Genomic DNA, 18440 nt, shown 5'->3' with positions numbered 1-18440 from the left:
ATCATCAGGGGCACGTACCGGCGCGGGAGTCCGCTGCAATCCGCGCCGGATCGTGAGTACGGCTGGCGCGGCAGCCATGCTGTCGCCTGCCACACCGCGCGACACACGTATGACGAACGGGTAAAGCAATTCATCCAGCACGTGCCGGCACGGCTGGAGCGGCGCACTGTCACCTGGTCAGTCGCCCGCAACAGCATACATGGCGATCATACCCGCTGATACACCCATGGTTGACACCAGTTGTGGGTAATGCATAGCCCGCTGGGGGCGGGAAGCGCTAGTGCATAATGGCTCTCGCTATCGCGAGCTGGTTCAGGTGGGGAGCGAGCCGCAGGCGCACGCTCCCAGTGCTGCCGGTGAGCGAGCCGCAGGCGCGTGCTCGCAGGGTATGCCAGCGCTTGACCACCGTGGCATAGCGCTTACAACCACAGAGTCAGGATAACGGTAAATAGCGTGTTATGACTGACACTAAACCAGATTTGAGACAAGCTTTAAGCGGTTATACAGCCTGCACGAGGCGAGATGATCTATGCCCGCAACGAGCGCTGAAATAGTGTCAGCGCAAACACCATGCTGACAGCAGCAAAGCCGATCAGGATCAGGCCGCTAAGCCAGAGCGGTAAGGTAGCCGCAGTACCAAACGCCAGTGCCCGTACCGCATCAATGAAGTAGGTAGCCGGATTAATCAGCACAATCACCCGCATCCAGTCCGGTAATACATCGAGCGGGTAGAGTGCGTTGGAGGCGAACAACAGGGGTAAGTTAAAGAGAAAAATCATCCCGTGATACCCGGCAATACTGCGCGATATAGCCGCTACACCGAGAGCTAAGCCACTGAAACCAATTGCAAATACCCCCAGTAACGCCAACGCGCCTAGCCAACCGATAGGATTAACGCTTAAACGCGCTCCCATCAGTAAACCAACCACCAGCATTAGAGCAGCCTGGAAGAGGGCTTTAGTTGCAGTACTGGCAGCACTGCCCAACAAAATACTCAGCCGTGGAATCGGTGCAGCCAAATACTCCTTTACAATCCCACGCAGGCGCTCGTCGAGTAAGACCATGCCACCGCCAACGGCCCCGCCAAGTGCGCTCAGGGCAATGATGCCCGGCAGGATAAACGACATATAGTCGTTGCCGCCAACCGCACCGATCATGCCACGCATCCCAACTCCAAAGAGCACCACCCACAACACCGATTGCAGCGCCAGCCCAAACAACTCTTCGGTCTGCTGAACGAACTTGCGCATGTGGCGCGTCCAGATAACGTAGGTTGCGTACATATCTCTTTCACCTAATCACGTAAAGCGGTGCCGGTATAATGCAGAAAGACATCACCGAGCGATGGCTGCGCCAGGGTGACATCTTCAATCGCAAAGCCGTTGCCACTTACGGCACTCAAGACCACCGGCAAACGCCGACTCCCATTGTCGGTGTAGATGAGTATCAATCCTTCTGTCGGATCGGTTTCAACCCGCTGCACACCGTCAATATCACGTATCGCGCTGGTCAGATGGTGAGAGTCACCCCGCCCGCGCAACCGAATCACATCCGAACCGAGAGATGCGATCAAGTCGGTTGGTTGACCTTCAACAATTAGGCGACCGTGGTCGATAATTCCTACCAGATCGGCCAGCGCTTCCGCTTCATCCATCGCATGCGTGGTGAGCAAGATGGTCATACCATGCTGCCGGTTCAGATCGCGCACATACTGCCAGATATTCACCCGGTTTTGCGGATCGAGACCCTGTGTCGGCTCATCGAGCACCAACACCCGTGGATCGGTCATCAAACCACGGGCCAGCTCAAGGCGACGCTTCATGCCGCCAGAATAGCTCTTGACCGGACGATCAATCGCGTCGGTCAATTGAACCAGCTCTACTAGATCGCGTATCCGTTCTCGCCGCATCGCTGCCGGCAAGCGGTAGAGACGACCATGAAAATCAAGCGTCTCACGACCGGTCAGAAGAGGATCGAGCACCATCTCTTGAAATGTTACTCCGATACGGCGGCGCACCTCAGCAGCCTCGCGATTGACATCATAGCCGAGGATGCGTGCTGTACCTGCCGTAGGCGGCAACAATGTGGTCAGGATGCTAAGGAGTGTTGTTTTGCCGGCCCCGTTTGGGCCAAGCAACGCATATATCTTTCCAGAGGGGGTTTGTAGATTGACATGATCAAGAGCCGTGAGGTTACCGTAGCGCTTGACCAGATCAATTGTCTCGATTGCCGGTGTATCCATAGCGTAGCTCGCGTGCAAAGAGCGTGATAATTGTCACATTTCGATTATATCACTACTCGCAGATCGAGTAACTTGAGCGCGATGAGACACTCTGCCCAGTGAACAGCGCTACAGGATGGCACAACCCCGGTATCCACGGCGCAAAACTGGTGTGGAAGTCATGCTGCTACCTTCACCACACGACACAGCGAATGCCTGATACACGGCCAGCCTGTTATCACACATAATAACACCATCGAGTCTATTTCCTATCTACTCTTTTTCTATTTTCTATGGCAACGTTCACTGCTGCAACTTACTGACATTTCTGGCGTATCAGTAAGTGTACAGGTACTGGAAAGGAGGCAAACTGTGCAACAGCAGCCAATCCGAATTGAACAACGCAGCGGCCCCAACATCCTGATCCGCGTGATCTATTTCTTCGTCTTCGGATTATGGTTTAGCGGGATTTGGGCCACGATTGCGTGGATTTTGTGCGTGACCATCGTTGGGCTACCGATTGGGCTATGGATGCTTAATCGGATGCCGCAGGTGGTCACGCTTGCCCCACAGCGAAATAACCTTGTCATCGTCGGCAATCAGGTCTACCAGAGCAGTGTCCCGCAGCGTCCATTCCTGATCCGTGCGCTCTGGTTTGTCCTGGTGGGATGGTGGCTGAGCGCACTATGGTTGCTAGTCGCGTGGGCATTAAGTGTTTCAATCATCGGTATGGTCTTCGCGTTCTGGATGTTCGACCGGGTGCCGGCTATTATCACACTCGCTCGTCGGTAGGGGAACGCAGGTTATGCAAACGTAGGAATAGGATATGAAGCGTCTTCAGCTCACAAATCCATGCTAAGATCAGCTTACCGGACCGGCGCATAGAGTAAATACGTGACGAGCACACCCGGCATCTCAGTGACCAGTAGGGGCAACAGTGTGACACGTGCTTGATCGTGACCATGGCTGCCGCACTCCAAACGCCGCGATACGCGCATGACGAGTGGGCAAGGCCATCAATCCGCGTGATGGCACTAGAGATGGTTGCCGACACTGCTCGCTTCTATACCGACAACCCAGGGGCAGAATAATCCTGATGCTGCACTTAAACGATATACCGCTAAATGACAGTAGGGGCGACGCATGCGTCGCCCCTACAACGCCGACGACAACCCACCAGTGTCTCGCCAGTAGCACACCTGGTAACGTTTCAGCACGAGGATTACACCTGAACAATGCACATCATTGAACAAGACTTGGTCTTCTGGTCAAGAACACCTCTATATCCTCATTAATGAGCTTATCTTATCGCCTACATTCGCTGGTAAAGCCGAACTGACTTCGCTGCTGTGCATTGTTAGATTCCACAAAATAGTCGTTTTTGCACTATAATTAATATAACCTGGTGCTAAAGAGGATTGACGAATAGTCAAAACTGTGATATATAGTTATAACAATCATCCAAAGATTATTATCAAGAAACCTATCGCACCGGTATGAGAACATCCTGGCATCTGATGAGTGTAACGATGAGGTTGCATAATGCCCGTTGCAAACCACATAGAAAAGGTTCGCGAACGTTTACGACGTGGTGAGTTTCCATCTGAGGCTGCGGTATCTCAAGGAGTTGTACTTCCTTCCCTGCACGAACTTGGATGGCCTGTATTTGACACAAATGTAGTGATTCCAGAGTATTCGGTCGAAGGGCGGCGAGTCGATTTTGCCCTTTGCCATCCGGTTAACCGTCGGCCCTTGATATATATCGAGGTAAAAAAGGTTGGTATTTCTGATGGGGCGGATCGGCAACTGTTTGAATATGCTTTTCTTCAGGGGGTCCCTATGGCCATTTTCACCAATGGCCAGGAATGGAATTTCTATCTTCCCGGTGAACAGGGTCGCTACGATGAAAGAAGAGTGTACAAACTCGACCTTCTGGAACGCGATATTGAAGAATCTGTCTACCGACTTGAGCGATACCTGCAATACGAGCGGGTCTGTTCCGGTGAAGCAATGAAAGCTGCACGTTCCGATTACCAAAATGTTGCCCGTGCCAGAGAGATAGAGGCAACACTCCCGAAAGCCTGGAAAAGTTTGCTTGAAGAGCCGGATTCGTTGTTATTGGAACTGCTTGCGGACAAAGTTGAAGACTTGTGTGGTTACAAGCCTGACCTGGACGTGTGCAGTAGATTTATCACAACTGTGATGCGAAATCACGTTGATGTACCTCCTCAATATCCGACCTTACCACGAACTCGAAATTCCCTGCTGGCGGAAAGGATTGAGACAGATGATCGGGTCAGAGCCGATAGTGAATGTTTCATTATGTTTGAAGGCAAAACATATAAACCTGGATCAGCAATTAAAACTATGCTCAAGCTCTTCCAACTGCTGGCAGAAGCTGACCCGGGTTTTCTTGACCGTTTTGCTGCAATGAAGCACGGCAGTAAACGGAAATACATAGCCCGCAACAGGCTAGAACTCTATCCCGATCGGCCTGATTTGGCTAACCAATGCTCCGTTGAAATTATTCCTGGATGGTGGATGGGAAAAAATTACAGTAAGCGTGATATCAAGCATATCATAGAAATGGCGCTCGGAATTGTATCTCCAACGCTGCGGGCCAAAATACAATACGAATTGTAAGAAATATCCTGGAGGTTATGCACTTGTATCGTCACCCAGGATCATGAAGTGGAAAATCGGTCAGACACCGACCGTAAGCGGCTGAGTGTGCCGGTATTCGTTGAATGATGGTCCGACCTCGGTCATCAAGCAGAACCCCCCCATTGACGCTAGGGAACAAAAGTGCTATGATCCGATGAGCGTCAAGGATGATGCGCAGGTTGATGATCCATCGACTCTGCGACCGACAGCCGACGGAACGCCGACTGCCGTGCGCGGTTTGCGTTCCGTTTTTTATGTGGAAAACGAATCAACGGCACCTTAGCAGGGAATTTGTGGCTATGTTTGCCCAGCTTAAACGCATTCTCGTTGGAAGACCGATTGCAACTGAACACCAACATCACGAACGTCTTAACAAAGCAACTGCCCTGGCTGTCTTCTCTTCTGATGCGTTGTCCTCGGTTTCGTATGCAACAGAAGCAATCCTCACGATCCTGATTTTAGGCGGCAGTGTCGCATTAGGACTTTCACTACCAATTGCAGCAGCGATTGCCGGATTGCTGTTGATTGTCGGTTTTTCCTACCGGCAAACAATTCATGCCTATCCGCAAGGCGGTGGTGGGTATATCGTCACCCGCGATAATCTGGGCGATCTACCGGGTCTGGTTGCTGCCGGTGCGCTGCTGATCGATTATGTCCTGACGGTTGCTGTGAGTATCTCTGCCGGTGTGGCAGCCATTACCTCACTCGCAACGAACTGGGGTTTCCCAACACTGCGCGATCATGCGGTTGAGATTGCGTTGGTTTGTATTTTGATCGTTACGATTGCCAATCTGCGCGGTGCTAAAGAGAGCGGTTTTGTCTTCTCGATCCCAACATATGCGTTCATCAGCGGTATTTTGTCAATGATTTTCTTTGGCATCGTCCATGATTTCATGTTCGGTGCCGACCCTGTTGTTCATTCGATTGATCCCGACATTCCACCGACCGGTGAGGCATTATCGCTTTGGCTCATTCTGCGTGCTTTCGCCGCCGGTTGTACGGCACTCACCGGGATTGAGGCCATCAGTGATGGTGTGCAGGCGTTCAAGCCACCGGAGGCGCGTAACGCTGCTATTACGCTGACCTTGATGATTAGCCTGCTGGTGACGATGTTTCTTGGGATTACCTGGCTGGCCTATACGCATCAGGCCGTGCCGAATAAGTTTACCCACGAGACGATTGTCTCGCAAATTGCCCGCACGATCTTTGGGGTGGGGCCGCTCTACGTCTTCATCCAGATAGCAACCGCCCTGATCTTAGTATTAGCCGCTAACACCGCCTTTGCCGATTTTCCGCGCCTCGCGTCATTTCTATCGCGTGATCGCTTCTTGCCGCGTCAGTTCTCTTCGCGCGGTGACCGGCTGGTCTTTTCCAACGGGATTCTGGTGCTGGGGTTGTGCTCTGCGGTGCTGGTTGTGATCTTTCAGGCAAATGAGATCGCGATGCTGCCGCTGTACGCGGTAGGTGTATTCACTTCATTTACCCTCTCGCAATCAGGGATGGTGCGCCGGCATTTTCGCCGCAAGCAACCGGGCTGGCACTACAGTGCGATGATTAACGGTATCGGGGCTACGCTGACGGGTATTGTGCTGGTGATTTTGATGGTCACCAAGTTCGTTCATGGCGCATGGATGGTAATTACAGCGATTCCGATCCTGGTGATGGTCTTTCGCGCCATCAATCATCACTACCAGCGTGTGGCGGAGCAGTTGTCGCTGAGCGGTGCTATCCTGCCGCCGGAACTGCGTCGGCATACGGCAATTGTGCTGGTGAGTGGGATTCATCGCGGCGTTCTCCCCGCTTTACAATACGCCCGTTCGATTGCGCCCGATAATGTGACAGCGGTGTATGTCGATCTTGACCCGGAAGCGACGGAGAAGCTCCGCCAGCGCTGGCAGAATTGGGGATGTGATATTCCGCTCGTAGTGCTTGAGTCGCCGTATCGCTCGTTGATCAACCCGATCTTACGCTACATCGAAGAGGTTGAGACACGCTATGGTGATGATGTGATCACGGTTATCTTGCCCGAATTTGTGCCGGCGCGGTGGTGGGAGCATCTCTTGCATAACCAGACCGGATTGCTGATCAAAACGGCTTTGCGCTTGCGCGGTACAGTCGTGACCAGCGTACCATACCGCTTAGCGCGTTGATCTGTCCGCAATGATGCTAGCCGTGATCGGAGACACGAGCCATCCGTTGGGCGATCTGTACCCGATCCGGTAATATCATATCACCGACTCCCTCAACAACACACGCCGCCGCAGCAGCAGCAAAGTGAGCCGCTCCTACCGGATCGCCGGTTTCCCACAGGCGAATCAGAAACGCGGTGGTGAAGACATCACCGGCGCCGGTTGGATCACTCTCCTGGGCAGGAAACGCCGGAATGTGATGCGGTTTACCGTGGATGAAGAGGGTGGCACCCGCTGCCCCGTGGGTCACGATCCCGATTGGTACCAGCCGGGCGTAATACGCAGCCAGCTCATCATCACCGGCGACATCCTCGCTGCTGAGCGTTAGAACGTGGAGACGACTCAGTTCCGCAGGCGTCGGTCGCCAGCGTCGGGGTCGGATCGGCGTTGGCAGATCGGTATTCCAATCGCGTAACCAACCTTGTGCAGTTGCGCCAATCAGGGCACTAGGAAACGCACCGGCCAGGTCTGGTGAACACTCGTGCAGTACCGGCCCCAACAGCACGATTGGCGCTGTCCGCCACGCTGCCGGTAGAGCGGTGACCGGGATAGACGGCGCGATCGCATGTAGCCATTGCTGCCGTCCGGCAGGTGTGTAGCGATTCTCGAAGGTAGAACTGACCGTTGTGGGCAGGCTGATCCAGGCAACTCCAGGCGGAGCAGGTTCGACGCTGGCCGTCACAATGGCTGCCCGTAGACCAAGGCGCTGGGCCAGCAGAGCAGCAAAGCGAGCTGTACCGCCAGGAGCAGTAGTCTGCTGCGGTAACAAATCACGGGTAACGTGGCCGATGGCAACAAATTCGATCATTGTGGAGTGACTCCGATAACATCGAACGATGCATAATGGTGTGCAGATTATACCAGAGAGGTGCACGAAGACGAGGTGGATTCGGCGGGTCGGCGGCTTGAAACCCGGCCTTAGAACCTATCCGAAACGTGGGGCATTCCAAGCTACAGCCTGCGGTACAGGGTAAAGCCTACGCTGTATTTCGTACCGCCGCCTTCAGGTGGTGCATTACAGGCTACAGCCTGCAGTACAGGCTGAAACGTGCCTCAGAAGCGATGTTTCGGATGGGTTTTTAGAGCCTATCCGAAACGTGGGGCGAGATGGCATCTCGCCCTACGAAACGTGCCTCAGAAGCGATGTTTCGGATAGGTTCTTAGTTCGTGTAAGACCCTTCGGAGCTACCGAGTGGCGGGGAGGGTGTTAGCCCGTCTGACCCGGCGCGGCTGGTCAGGCGGCAGTGTCGGGTGGGGCACTAAGCCATCACACTCTGCTCACCAACTTTACGCAACCACGGCAAGAGCGTATCGAGAAATGCAGCCGGTGTCTCATCGAACGGACAATGACCGCTATCGGGGATGATTTTGATCTCGGCGTGTGGGATCATCCGTTGCCTGATAATTTCGGCATGGGCGGGCGGAATTGAGCGATCTTCGGCTCCCCAGATGAGGAGCGTGGGTTGTTTGATCTCGCCGGGCGTAAGGTCGAGGACTAAATTGGCAAATTCACGGCTGACTTTCAGGTATGATCCTGCACCGTAACGGCGAAGCGGGCCACTAAATAGTTCAACCAGCTCAGGGGTGACACATTCTTTGCGATGGTACGCCGACAACAACCCCTGCCGTACCCCCCAGCGATTGCCGAATACGCCGGCTAGTGCCTCGCCAATCAGCGGTGAACCGATGGCATCGAGCATGAACCGATCAAAGGTACTGAGTGGCCGTGCCTGCAACTGTGCTCCTGAACTGTTGACCAGCACCAGGGCGTGTACCAGATCAGGGTAGGCACGTGCCAGTTGCGCACTGACCACACCACCCATCGAGTGACCAACCACCACCGCCGGACGGCCAATCGTGTTGCGGATCAGTGCCGCGGCCTGGGCTGCCCACCGTTCACGACTGGGCCGACCGGCAGGTCGCGCCGAGTAACCGAAATAGTAGAGATCGAGAGCATATAGCGTCTGTTCACCGGCAATTGCTCTCATCACCGGACGCCAGTGTTCGATGAGGGCACCATACCCATGGATCAAGAGCACCGGCAAGCCCTGGACGGGTGAGGACATCCAGACCCGCATTAAGCCATCAGGGCCACTGCGGTAGTCCTCGCGAATTTCAAATTTGCGGGTGGTATTGATTTCGGTTGGGGTTGACATGATCTATATCCTTAATCTAATTTGGGTCACTTAAAGTAACGAACGTAGTATGCCTGTTATCAGGATACCACGTTTGCAAATACTATGCACAGATTTTGCCTGCGATTATTTGTACAGGCGGAGGGTAATGTCGCCAGAAGTTGTGTTGGTCTTCAGAACGGTGCGGCCCTGGCCGAACGTGGCCGTAAATGAGCGTGAGTTAGCCGACAGCGCAGACAGTTCCGACGGAATGTTTATCCTTCCACTCACGGTTGTGAACGTCATCTGTGTATCAAGTGGCTCTCGTAGAACGAGTTCGACATCCCCAGCAATTGTCTCTATCTCCTGGCGTTCGGCAGCCAGTTGGCCGGTAAAACGTACATTACCGTTCGTTGTACTGATGGTAAGCCGGGATGCCTCGGTAGCTTCGACAGTCACCCTGCCGGAGACTGTATTGATCAAAGCGGTATTGAATGAACCTTGCAAGCTAACATCACCATCAATAGCCTGAATATCAAGATCGGTGAATTGACCACTCACATCCGTATCGCCACCAACGGTCACAACTTTCAGGCCACCACGATGATCGCGCAGTTCAATATCGCCGCCGGTTGTGTTCACGGTCAGTTGACCGATAGTACGGTCGGCAACCACATCACCGCTGACGGTAGTGATCGTTCCGCTCGCCTCAATCTGGCGCAGCGTTACATCACCTGAAACTAATTCAACGTTGAACGTTACATCGCGTGGTAGGGACAGTTCGAGGCTTGCATACGGATCGCGGCCAAAATACCACATTATCTGTGGCTGACGGCGCACATGGACGAAGAGTGTGTCACCCTGCTGTTCGACCTTTATCGTAATCTGGGCCGCAGCCGCAGCCGCAGCGTTGGCTGCCCATCCAAAACCACGCCGCTCGCCACGTAGGACAACTTCTTCACCATCGGTCGCCGATAACGTCACCTGATCATTGACACCGGTCACTTCGACGCGGCTGACGGCGAAACGCTGGACCGGTAGCGTTTGAGCACTATTTTCACGGGCCAGTTGCAGATCAAAGCCGGCAATTGAGCCGCGACTGACCAGTTCAAACAGTAACCAGCCCAGTCCACCTATGATTAGCATAATCCCTAACAGACGGCGTCGGAGAGGGTATTCAGGTGGACGTTGTGGGGAGACAGGCGGTTCAACGGTTTTCATGGTTTATTCCTTACACGTTATTGAACATGAACATCTTAACAATGGATAAAACATCTTGTAACTGTCAGATCAAGATGACACAACCCTGCGCAGGCCGGCTGGCTGCCAATCTCTACTCCATCCGACGCCGTACCGACGATGAGAGTTGCAATGTCGGCCAGTTCAGAATATACGCACGCTGATCTGGTGTTTCAGGGCTATGTGGGTGCATGGCAGCCTTTGCCACCGTTTGCCAGCGCCGGGCCACTTTTGCCAGGGCTTCGTCGCCACTAAATCCGTGGCGCACCAGCCAGCAGCCAACGGTCATGCCGGTACGGCCAACTCCACCCAGACAGTGAAGGTAGACGGTCGCTCCCCGGTTGAGCTGTTCGTCAATGGCAGCGAGGATGGCTTGCATCTGGGCTGGGGTAGCAGGCAGACCGAAATCGGGAATACTGAAACGCTGATGGTGCATAGGTGATGGTAATGCGGGCGCGTAAGACCATGCTTCGCCCGGTGTGGTAAGATCAATGAAACAGGTGATTCCTGCGGCCTGATACCACGCAAGCCGCTGGATGTCAGCGGCGGTCGGAAAAGGATACTCCCCAGCGATAAATCTCTCTGCTACCAGATATGCGTTGGGATGAGGAAGCATAGCGTAGAACGCCGATCAATCAATCAAGGAACTATCATTATCAACGTCACCAAAAGCAGATTATGCATATTCTGCTGCAACCAATCACTCTTCAGGTACAATACAGACATGCCTATTTTAATCGATGGTCACAATCTGATTGGTCAAATGCCCGACATTGAACTCAGCGATCCCGATGACGAAGCAAAGCTGGTCGCTAAGCTACGTCGCTACGCCGCCAAAAAGCGGGGACGGAAAATTATGGTCGTGTTTGACGGTGGCGTCTATGGTCATCCCCAAAATCTCAACGGGTTCGGGATTGAGACACGCTTTGTTAAACCACCACACAATGCCGACCACGAGTTGATCAAACAAATTCGTGCTATTCGTCGTTGTGATGAGTGGCTGGTCGTCTCCTCGGATCGGGCAGTTGTTGGTGAAGCGCAAGCCCGTGGCATTCGGGTGATGTCGGTGCAAGAGTTTGCGCACCGTTTGCAGATGTTCGATCAGCCACGCATCAATGCGCGTGATAAACCGGGCGACCGACCTTTGAGCAAGGCCGAAGTGGAAGAATGGCTACGTTTTTTTGGGGTTGATGAGGACGAAGATACCTTATACTACTAATGCTATGCTAGACCCGATAACAGAACAAAACCGTCGCTCGTGGAATGCGGTTGTTCCTGCCCATATCAGTCATCGCGCCGATGAAGCGGCATTTCTCCGGCAGGGATATTCAACGCTGTTCCCTGAAGAAGTGACTCTGCTCGGTGATGTGCGCGGTTGTCGGCTCCTTCATCTGCTCTGCAATACGGGGGCTGATAGCCTGTCGCTGGCTGCCCGTGGTGCTATCGTGACGGGTGTCGATTTGAGCGATGCCGCTATTGCTCACGCACGGGCGTTGAGTATAGCCAGCGGTATTCCGGCTACGTTCGTGCAGGCCGATGTGTATGAGTATCTAGCTGCCGCTGCCGCAACCTACACCCGCTTTGAACGTATCTATGCCGGCTACGGTGTTATGTGCTGGTTGCGTGATCTCACGGTCTTTGCCAACGGTATCGCCGCCCTACTGACACCCGGTGGCCGGTTCGTGTTGATGGAGTTCCATCCGGCATCGAATATGTTCAATGCCGATTGGCAACTGGCTTACGATTATCCGCAGGGCGGTCAAACACTGACCCTGCCCGGTGTCGGCGATTATGTTGGCATAGCCAACGGTGGGCTATCACCGTCCGGTTTTTTGCCCGGAGTATGTAATTTTGTCAACCCAGAGCCGTGTACTCTCTATCGGTGGGGGGTTGGTGAGGTGGTGACGGCCCTGGTTCAGGCCGGATTACGCCTGCAAGTCCTACGAGAGTATTGTTATGTCAATGGTGAGCGACCGTTCACGCGCATGGTGGCAACTCCGGAACGCCGAATGTATCCCCCGGCAGATGTACCTGCCATCCCGCTGATGTACGGTCTTGCTGTAGAAAAGGAAGCTAACGATGGATGAGTGGGGGATTGGGCACGACCAGATCATTCTGAGCGGGATGCAGTTTATCGGTTACCACGGTACCCGCCCTGAAGAGAACCGGCTCGGCCAGCGCTTTGTGGTTGACGTAGCCGTCCAGCTTGATTTGCAGGCAGCCGGTGTCAGCGATGATTTGAGTCAGACGGTTGACTACAGTCAGATTCACGACCGGGTGCGCGAGATTGTCTGTGGCCCACCGCTCAAACTAACCGAGGCCGTCGCCGAACGAATTGCCGCTGCCGTCTTGCGGGATCATCCGACGGTAGTGGCAGTAGCGGTGCGAGTTACGAAACCAGGAGTGCGGTTGGGTGAGACGATCCTCGCTGGTTCGATGGTAGAAATTGTGCGACGAAGATGATGCGTCCTCGAGTTACGCTGTGTTTTGCCCAAACTCTCGATGGTCGGGTGGCAGCCGTTGATGGCAGCTCGCAGTGGATCAGTGGCCCTGAATCGCTCCGCTTTTGTCATCTCCGGCGAGCGAACAGTGACGCGATTATGGTCGGGGTTGGCACGGTGTTACGCGATGATCCACGCCTTACCACCCGACTGGTTGCGGGGCCTGATCCCTTGCGGGTGATTGTGGACACCCATCTCCGCACACCAACAACCGCTGCCGTCATTCGCGATGGTGCCGGCATGGGCACCCTGCTGGCCTGCACTGCCGCAGCACCGCTTGAACGACGCATCGCCTTGCAAGAGTGCGGCGCGACAGTACTGACTATGCCGGAAGCGGTTGGTGGTGGGGTCGATCTAGCTACGCTCCTTGCAATGCTTGGTGAACGGGGTATTGCAAGCGTGATGGTTGAAGGTGGGGCGCGTCTGATAACGAGTCTGCTGCGCACAAACCTGGTTGATGCGCTGGCGGTCACGATTGCACCGATCATTCTCGGTAGTGGGCCGTCAGCTATCGGCGATCTGGGCATCCTCACGCTCAATCAGGCTCCACGCCTGGCGAACGTCACCTGGACGACGTATGGCACTGATGTGGTGATTGAAGGTGATCTGGTGAGCTCTCAGTAGCAATCAGCGAAGCAGTCAGAACAGTATGAAACCTTTATCCGCACAGGCCATCTGGTTTACCGCCCCCTACACGGTGAGCATCCGTGATGAGATTGCCCCACCACCGGCTTACGGTGAAGTACGGATCGCCGCAATTACATCATTGATCAGTCACGGCACCGAACGCTTGGTCTACCGCGGTGAGGTCGATCCAACCCTGGCCCTCGATCTGCCAACGCTGCAAGGAAGTTTTGCGTTTCCCATCAAATACGGTTACGCCATCGCCGGCAGAGTCATCGATGTTGGCCCAGGGGTTGAGCAGCTTCAGATTGGTGATCCGATCGCGGCACTCCATCCGCACCAGAGCATCTTCACCCTACCGGCGCATCTGGTCAAACGACTACCAGACACCCTTGATCCGGCATTGGGTGGGTTCTACGCCAACGTCGAAACAGCGCTAACGATTTGCCACGATGCAGCACCAAGGCTGGGCGAAACTGTTGTTGTGCTGGGACAGGGCGTCGTTGGCTTGCTGGTCACTCAGCTCTTGCAACGAACCGGTGCGCAGGTCATTGCTGTCGAACCTGATGCGCATCGTCGTGCGCTGGCAGCCCAATTTGGTGCTACAACCCTTACCCAGGCTGATCCGGCAACAATTGCCGAACTCACCGATGGACGGGGGGCTGATATAGTAGTTGAGGTGAGCGGATCGCCAGCCGCGTTACAACAGGCGATTGAACTAACCGCGGTAGAGGGGCTGGTTGTAGTCGCGTCGTGGTACGGGCAAAAACCGGCATCGCTGATGCTGGGAGGGCACTTTCACCGTGGTCGGATACGTTTACGCTCATCACAGGTTGGTCGGTTGGCACCGGAGACGCTGCCACGCTGGGATTATACACGGCGGAGCGTCACCGTGATGAACCTCTTACCGCGCTTATACCTGAACGAATTGATCAGCCACCGCATTCCTTTTGTGCAAGCCGCAGCAGCGTACGATCTACTTAACCAGGAACTGCCAGGGCTGGTGCAGGTGATGCTGACGTATGCGGAGCACGCACCACAAACGTGAACGATGGGAGTAGTGTGCCCGCCAGAATCACTCTCGTCCCCGGGCCGTGCTGGTGTGGTGAACAGGCGTTGTGCAGCGAACGAAAACTATCGTCTGGAAGGATGCGATACTTCCCGATATACACGGGCCAGTAGACGATGGCCCGGATTTCTGAGAAACGAAGACCTCGCGCTCTGTGCAAAGGAGAGACGTATGTATGAAGTCGGCGTCATTGCCCAGTTTGAAGCGGCTCATCGTTTGGAAGGGAACTTCGGCCCGGCCACCCGGATGCACGGGCATACCTACCGGCTAGAGGCTATTGTGAGCGGAGAGCATCTGCAAGCGGACGGCACCCTTTTCGACATTACACGCCTGCAAGAGGCGGTCAACGCCATTATTGCCGACCTGCACTACCGTGATTTGGGTACTGTCGCCGGTCTGGAGAACGTGAATACCACTGCTGAAAACGTGGCGCACTATTGTTGGGATCGGATTGCGGCTGCCATTCGTGGTGTTGGTTTACTCACGCTCACTGTGCGCATCTGGGAAAATCCGCAAGCCTTCGCCAGTTATCAGAGCAGGCTGGAAGGATGAAGGTATGGCCCTGCGCATTGCGTTTCTCACTGTCGGCGATCCACAACGGCGTACCGGCGGCTACCTCTACCATCGCGAGGTCTTTCGGTGCTGGCAGGCTCACAATCAACCGATCGAGGAGATCGTGCTGGGACCGGCAGACGTTGCCGGACAGATCGAAGCAAGAGACCGCGCCGGTCAACTGGTTGAAGCAGGCCGCTATGATGTGATTGTTGTTGATGCACTGGCCCGCGCCGTTGTGGCACCCTGGCTGACGCATTGGCAGCGGCTATCTCCGGTAGTGACACTGGTTCACGAACTGCCGACAGTTGCCGGAGCAAGCGATTCACGTGAGTACGAATGGGAACAGATGCTGCTGCGGACTGATGTACTGGTTGCAGTCAGCGATGATGGAGCCAACACATTGATTGTGCGCGGCGTTGAACCTACCCGCATTCACATTGCTTCTGGTGGTTGTGACCGTCTTCTGAGACGAATGCCGACAGTCGAGATGCGGGAAGAACTGGTTATCGCCGTCGCACAATGGATTCCGCGCAAGAATCTGGCTCATCTGGTACGGGTGTGGGGGCAGGTAGCAGAGCATCCCTGGCGGCTGGAGCTGATCGGTGAAAGTGATGCCGATCCGGTGTATGCCGGCGAGGTCTGGCAGGCCATCCAGCACTGTCCGGCCAACGTGATTGTGCGTGGCGTCCTCGCAGATGACGAACTGGCCGAACGCTATGCGCGGGCCAGTCTGTTTGCCTTACCTTCGCGGTTTGAAGGGTATGGATTGGTCTTCGCCGAAGCGTTGGCCTGTGGGTTGCCGGTGATCGCCGGCGCAGTCGGGCCGGTACCAGCCCTGGTTGGCACCGGCGGGATACTCGTTCCCCCCGACGACGAGCAGGCATTGAGCATTGCCTTACGCACTGCAATGCGCGACGCACACCTGCGTCAGCACTTGAGCACTGCTGCCCGGCAACGAGCAAGTATCCTCCCATGCTGGCAGGACACTGCCCAACACCTCTTACACGCCATCGAATCGGCATACATGCAACGACGTCAAGTATCGATCTGACAAAATCGTTATCTCACTACCCTTATGAGACCTTCTCTCGCATGCTACAATATCCGGTAGTGTTAATTCCAGACGTCTGCGATCATCCCTACACAAAGGAGCAATTTCGATGGCCAGACCCAATAAAATTCTTACTCTGATCACTACCGCCCTGGTTCTGTTACTGGCAGCCTGTGGCGGTGGCGCAACCAGCAGTTCACAGCCCACGCCAACGACCGAAGAAGCCCGCCCAACCCGCACCCCTCGCCCCGCCGGAAATGCCACATCACCAACTTCTGCCCCAACCACTGCTGCCCCCACCACATCTGGCAGTACTACTACAGAAAAACCACCGGTCTTGAGCACCAACACTGACTTGAGCGGATTGGGTAATGTCCGCATAGAAATGAAAATGGAAGGAACAGCACAGGAGTCGGGCAAGGACGCCGAACCTTTCAATCTGCTATTACAGCAGATTATTCTCACAAACGGTGATCGCAGCCTCACAATTGAAAATACATCGCCCGAATCTGGATTAGTTCGCATTGCCAACATTCAGATCGACGATCAGGTGTATCAGTATGTAGAAGACAGCAATCAGCCGTATTGTCTGGCTATGGGAGACATGGATCTGTTCAATGGGAGCATGCTCACTCCCGACACACTGATCGGCAGTCTCTCAGACGCCCAGCTTGTTGAACGAGGGGTGCAGATCAACGGGTTTACCACAGATCGTTACACCTTTACCATTAGCGAACAGACCGCCAACTACCAGGGTCAGTCCAAAGGCGAAATCTGGGTTGCCCAAAACCCGGCGGTTGTTGTGCGGCATATTGGTGAACTTACCGGCATAATCACAAATATTGCCATGGAAGAAGGAGTAACACCGTTCCCCGGCCAACTGAGCAACATCCGTTGGGAATACAACGTCACCCAACTAGCAGCCAATACCGGTATCACCCTTCCCGAAACCTGTGCCCAGCAGCAGTCTGCAGGTGCCGATATTCCCCTACCGGCGAATATCAGCAACAAGGTTCAGATGGGCGACCTGATCAGCTTTGAAACGACCGATTCACCGGATAAGATTGTCTCCTTCTACCAGACCGAGATGGTAGCCCAGGGCTGGCAGGCTGGTGGAGTCAGTCAATATGGTAGCGATTACCAGCTCAGCTTTAGCAAGGATGGGCGAAATGTAAGCATTTTTGTCTCGGTGGTTGATAATAAGACCAGTGTGACCATTTTGCTCGCCTTATCGTAAGGTGCAACCTATGCGCAGGGGTAACCTGCAATTATCGTTGGCACAACTGAACTTTACGCCAAACCGCTACTACAAGTGGGCGAAGTCACAATCTTCGCCCGCCGTTTGTTGCTATCACCTGTATCAGCACACATGTTGCTTCATGAGCAGCTCGTAAATTGCAGTACCAGGAATGAGAGTACTTGAGTACTATTGTCAATTTTTATCGGCAATAGTACAATATTTCGTTGTATACGCCCTCGCATTCATGTCAGATAAGCACCAATTATGGACACCACATTGAAGCAAGGCACACTCAGCGTATGGCACGATGAGGAAGGGTATGGATTTATCGTTGACCCTTATAAGGAAAGAACGTTCATTCACATCACCGCCTTTGGTCGCATTCCCCGTCGTCCAGTCGTAGGCGACACAATCTTCTACACCACTGCTATTGATCGAGATGGCAAAATCTACGCCGATTACGCCTGGATTGAGGGCTTACCTGCTCCTCGCCGCAGATCGTATTTTCGTCAACACCGTAAAAAAAGTCGGCCCTGGGGCCTCACCGATGTTGTACTGCTGTTGACAGTTATCGCGCTTTTCTTTGTGGCAGGAGGCCTCTTTATAGTTGCATTTGCAGGTGATACTGTCACAACAACCGTGGCTCAAATCTTTGCCAAGCGTCCCGGCCCACCTGAGTGTGTCATCAAAGGAAACATCTCCATTGATACCGGCGAGAAAATCTACCATCTGCCCGGCATGCGAGACTACGACAGCGTCCGTATTCGTGAAGAATACGGCGAGCGCTGGTTCTGTACCGAACAGGAAGCGATTGAAGCGGGATGGCGTAGAGCGGGGAGATAGAAAGCACAGCACCCTGGAATCGGGTTGGGGGTGAGCCACTCCCGCATCGTACTATCAAATCTTGACCGCCACTGTACATTATTTAGGGCGTCACGCCTATGCCAGAGTACTGCCGGACAAACCACCGGCG

Annotated in this window: 19 protein-coding genes; 13 read left to right on the top strand and 6 right to left on the bottom strand. The window is 54.3% G+C overall.

Annotation, left to right across the window (positions count from 1 at the left end):
- On the top strand, nt 1-219 hold a 219-nt coding region (locus tag VAE55_RS18790; RefSeq protein ID WP_322817248.1), incomplete at its 5' end, for a hypothetical protein.
- A gap of 308 nt (nt 220-527) precedes the next feature.
- Here VAE55_RS18790 and VAE55_RS18785 read toward each other — a convergent pair.
- Together VAE55_RS18785 and VAE55_RS18780 are read right to left on the bottom strand one after the other, a co-directional pair.
- Nucleotides 528-1283, bottom strand: a complete 756-nt coding sequence (locus tag VAE55_RS18785; protein ID WP_322817247.1) for an ABC transporter permease — start codon at nt 1281-1283, stop codon at nt 528-530.
- A gap of 11 nt (nt 1284-1294) precedes the next feature.
- Nucleotides 1295-2242 carry an ATP-binding cassette domain-containing protein gene (locus VAE55_RS18780; RefSeq protein ID WP_322817246.1) on the bottom strand — a complete coding sequence of 316 codons (948 nt, stop codon included), beginning with the start codon at nt 2240-2242 and terminating at the stop codon, nt 1295-1297.
- 351 nt (nt 2243-2593) lie between these two features.
- Here VAE55_RS18780 and VAE55_RS18775 point away from each other — a divergent pair, with 351 nt between their 5' ends.
- From VAE55_RS18775 to VAE55_RS18765, 3 genes are all read left to right on the top strand, one after another.
- Nucleotides 2594-3013 (top strand): YccF domain-containing protein, encoded by a 420-nt coding sequence (locus tag VAE55_RS18775; RefSeq protein ID WP_322817245.1) that lies wholly within the window; start codon nt 2594-2596, stop codon nt 3011-3013.
- A 750-nt stretch (nt 3014-3763) separates the two neighbouring features.
- Nucleotides 3764-4864, top strand: a complete 1101-nt coding sequence (locus VAE55_RS18770) for a hypothetical protein (RefSeq protein WP_322817244.1) — start codon at nt 3764-3766, stop codon at nt 4862-4864.
- A gap of 320 nt (nt 4865-5184) precedes the next feature.
- Nucleotides 5185-7035, top strand: coding sequence for an APC family permease (locus VAE55_RS18765; protein ID WP_322817243.1), 1851 nt, complete (start codon nt 5185-5187; stop codon nt 7033-7035).
- 16 nt (nt 7036-7051) lie between these two features.
- Here VAE55_RS18765 and VAE55_RS18760 read toward each other — a convergent pair whose 3' ends face one another.
- The 4 genes from VAE55_RS18760 to VAE55_RS18745 all read right to left on the bottom strand — a co-directional run bounded on the left by VAE55_RS18760 (nt 7052) and on the right by VAE55_RS18745 (nt 11043).
- Complete coding sequence (locus tag VAE55_RS18760) at nt 7052-7882, bottom strand: carbohydrate kinase family protein (protein WP_322817242.1); 831 nt, start codon at nt 7880-7882, stop codon at nt 7052-7054.
- 451 nt (nt 7883-8333) lie between these two features.
- Nucleotides 8334-9230, bottom strand: a complete 897-nt coding sequence (locus VAE55_RS18755; protein ID WP_322817241.1) for an alpha/beta fold hydrolase — start codon at nt 9228-9230, stop codon at nt 8334-8336.
- Between the two features lie 105 nt (nt 9231-9335).
- The gene (locus VAE55_RS18750) at nt 9336-10409 is read right to left on the bottom strand and encodes a DUF4097 family beta strand repeat-containing protein (RefSeq protein ID WP_322817240.1); all 1074 of its coding nucleotides are present in this window, start codon (nt 10407-10409) and stop codon (nt 9336-9338) included.
- A 112-nt stretch (nt 10410-10521) separates the two neighbouring features.
- Complete coding sequence (locus tag VAE55_RS18745) at nt 10522-11043, bottom strand: fused DSP-PTPase phosphatase/NAD kinase-like protein (protein WP_416181221.1); 522 nt, start codon at nt 11041-11043, stop codon at nt 10522-10524.
- A 108-nt stretch (nt 11044-11151) separates the two neighbouring features.
- Between VAE55_RS18745 and VAE55_RS18740 the strand changes: the two genes are divergently transcribed.
- From VAE55_RS18740 to VAE55_RS18700, 9 genes are all read left to right on the top strand, one after another.
- Nucleotides 11152-11646, top strand: a complete 495-nt coding sequence (locus VAE55_RS18740; protein ID WP_322817238.1) for an NYN domain-containing protein — start codon at nt 11152-11154, stop codon at nt 11644-11646.
- A gap of 4 nt (nt 11647-11650) precedes the next feature.
- The gene (locus VAE55_RS18735) at nt 11651-12514 is read left to right on the top strand and encodes a class I SAM-dependent methyltransferase (RefSeq protein WP_322817237.1); all 864 of its coding nucleotides are present in this window, start codon (nt 11651-11653) and stop codon (nt 12512-12514) included.
- The gene (gene folB / locus VAE55_RS18730; protein ID WP_322817236.1) at nt 12507-12890 is read left to right on the top strand and encodes a dihydroneopterin aldolase; all 384 of its coding nucleotides are present in this window, start codon (nt 12507-12509) and stop codon (nt 12888-12890) included. The genes VAE55_RS18735 and folB overlap by 8 nt, the downstream gene beginning before the upstream one ends.
- Nucleotides 12887-13552: a RibD family protein gene (locus tag VAE55_RS18725; RefSeq protein WP_322817235.1), complete on the top strand. Its 666-nt coding sequence runs from the start codon at nt 12887-12889 to the stop codon at nt 13550-13552. The genes folB and VAE55_RS18725 overlap by 4 nt, the downstream gene beginning before the upstream one ends.
- A 25-nt stretch (nt 13553-13577) precedes the next feature.
- Entirely contained in the window at nt 13578-14600 is a 1023-nt protein-coding gene (locus VAE55_RS18720) for a zinc-dependent alcohol dehydrogenase (protein ID WP_322817234.1), read from the top strand.
- Between the two features lie 192 nt (nt 14601-14792).
- On the top strand, nt 14793-15173 hold the full coding sequence (locus tag VAE55_RS18715) for a 6-carboxytetrahydropterin synthase (protein WP_322817233.1): 381 nt from the start codon (nt 14793-14795) through the stop codon (nt 15171-15173).
- Between the two features lie 4 nt (nt 15174-15177).
- Nucleotides 15178-16227, top strand: coding sequence for a glycosyltransferase family 4 protein (locus VAE55_RS18710; protein WP_322817232.1), 1050 nt, complete (start codon nt 15178-15180; stop codon nt 16225-16227).
- Nucleotides 16228-16336: 109 nt separating this feature from the next.
- Nucleotides 16337-17464 carry a hypothetical protein gene (locus tag VAE55_RS18705; protein WP_322817231.1) on the top strand — a complete coding sequence of 376 codons (1128 nt, stop codon included), beginning with the start codon at nt 16337-16339 and terminating at the stop codon, nt 17462-17464.
- A 267-nt stretch (nt 17465-17731) separates the two neighbouring features.
- Nucleotides 17732-18310, top strand: coding sequence for a cold shock domain-containing protein (locus VAE55_RS18700; protein WP_322817230.1), 579 nt, complete (start codon nt 17732-17734; stop codon nt 18308-18310).
- Nucleotides 18311-18440: the final 130 nt, after the last annotated feature.

The organism is Chloroflexus sp. (assembly GCF_034432675.1).
Taxonomy (GTDB): domain Bacteria; phylum Chloroflexota; class Chloroflexia; order Chloroflexales; family Chloroflexaceae; genus Chloroflexus.
Note: the sequence above shows the minus strand (reverse complement) of the source record. Positions and strands in the feature narration are given on the sequence as shown.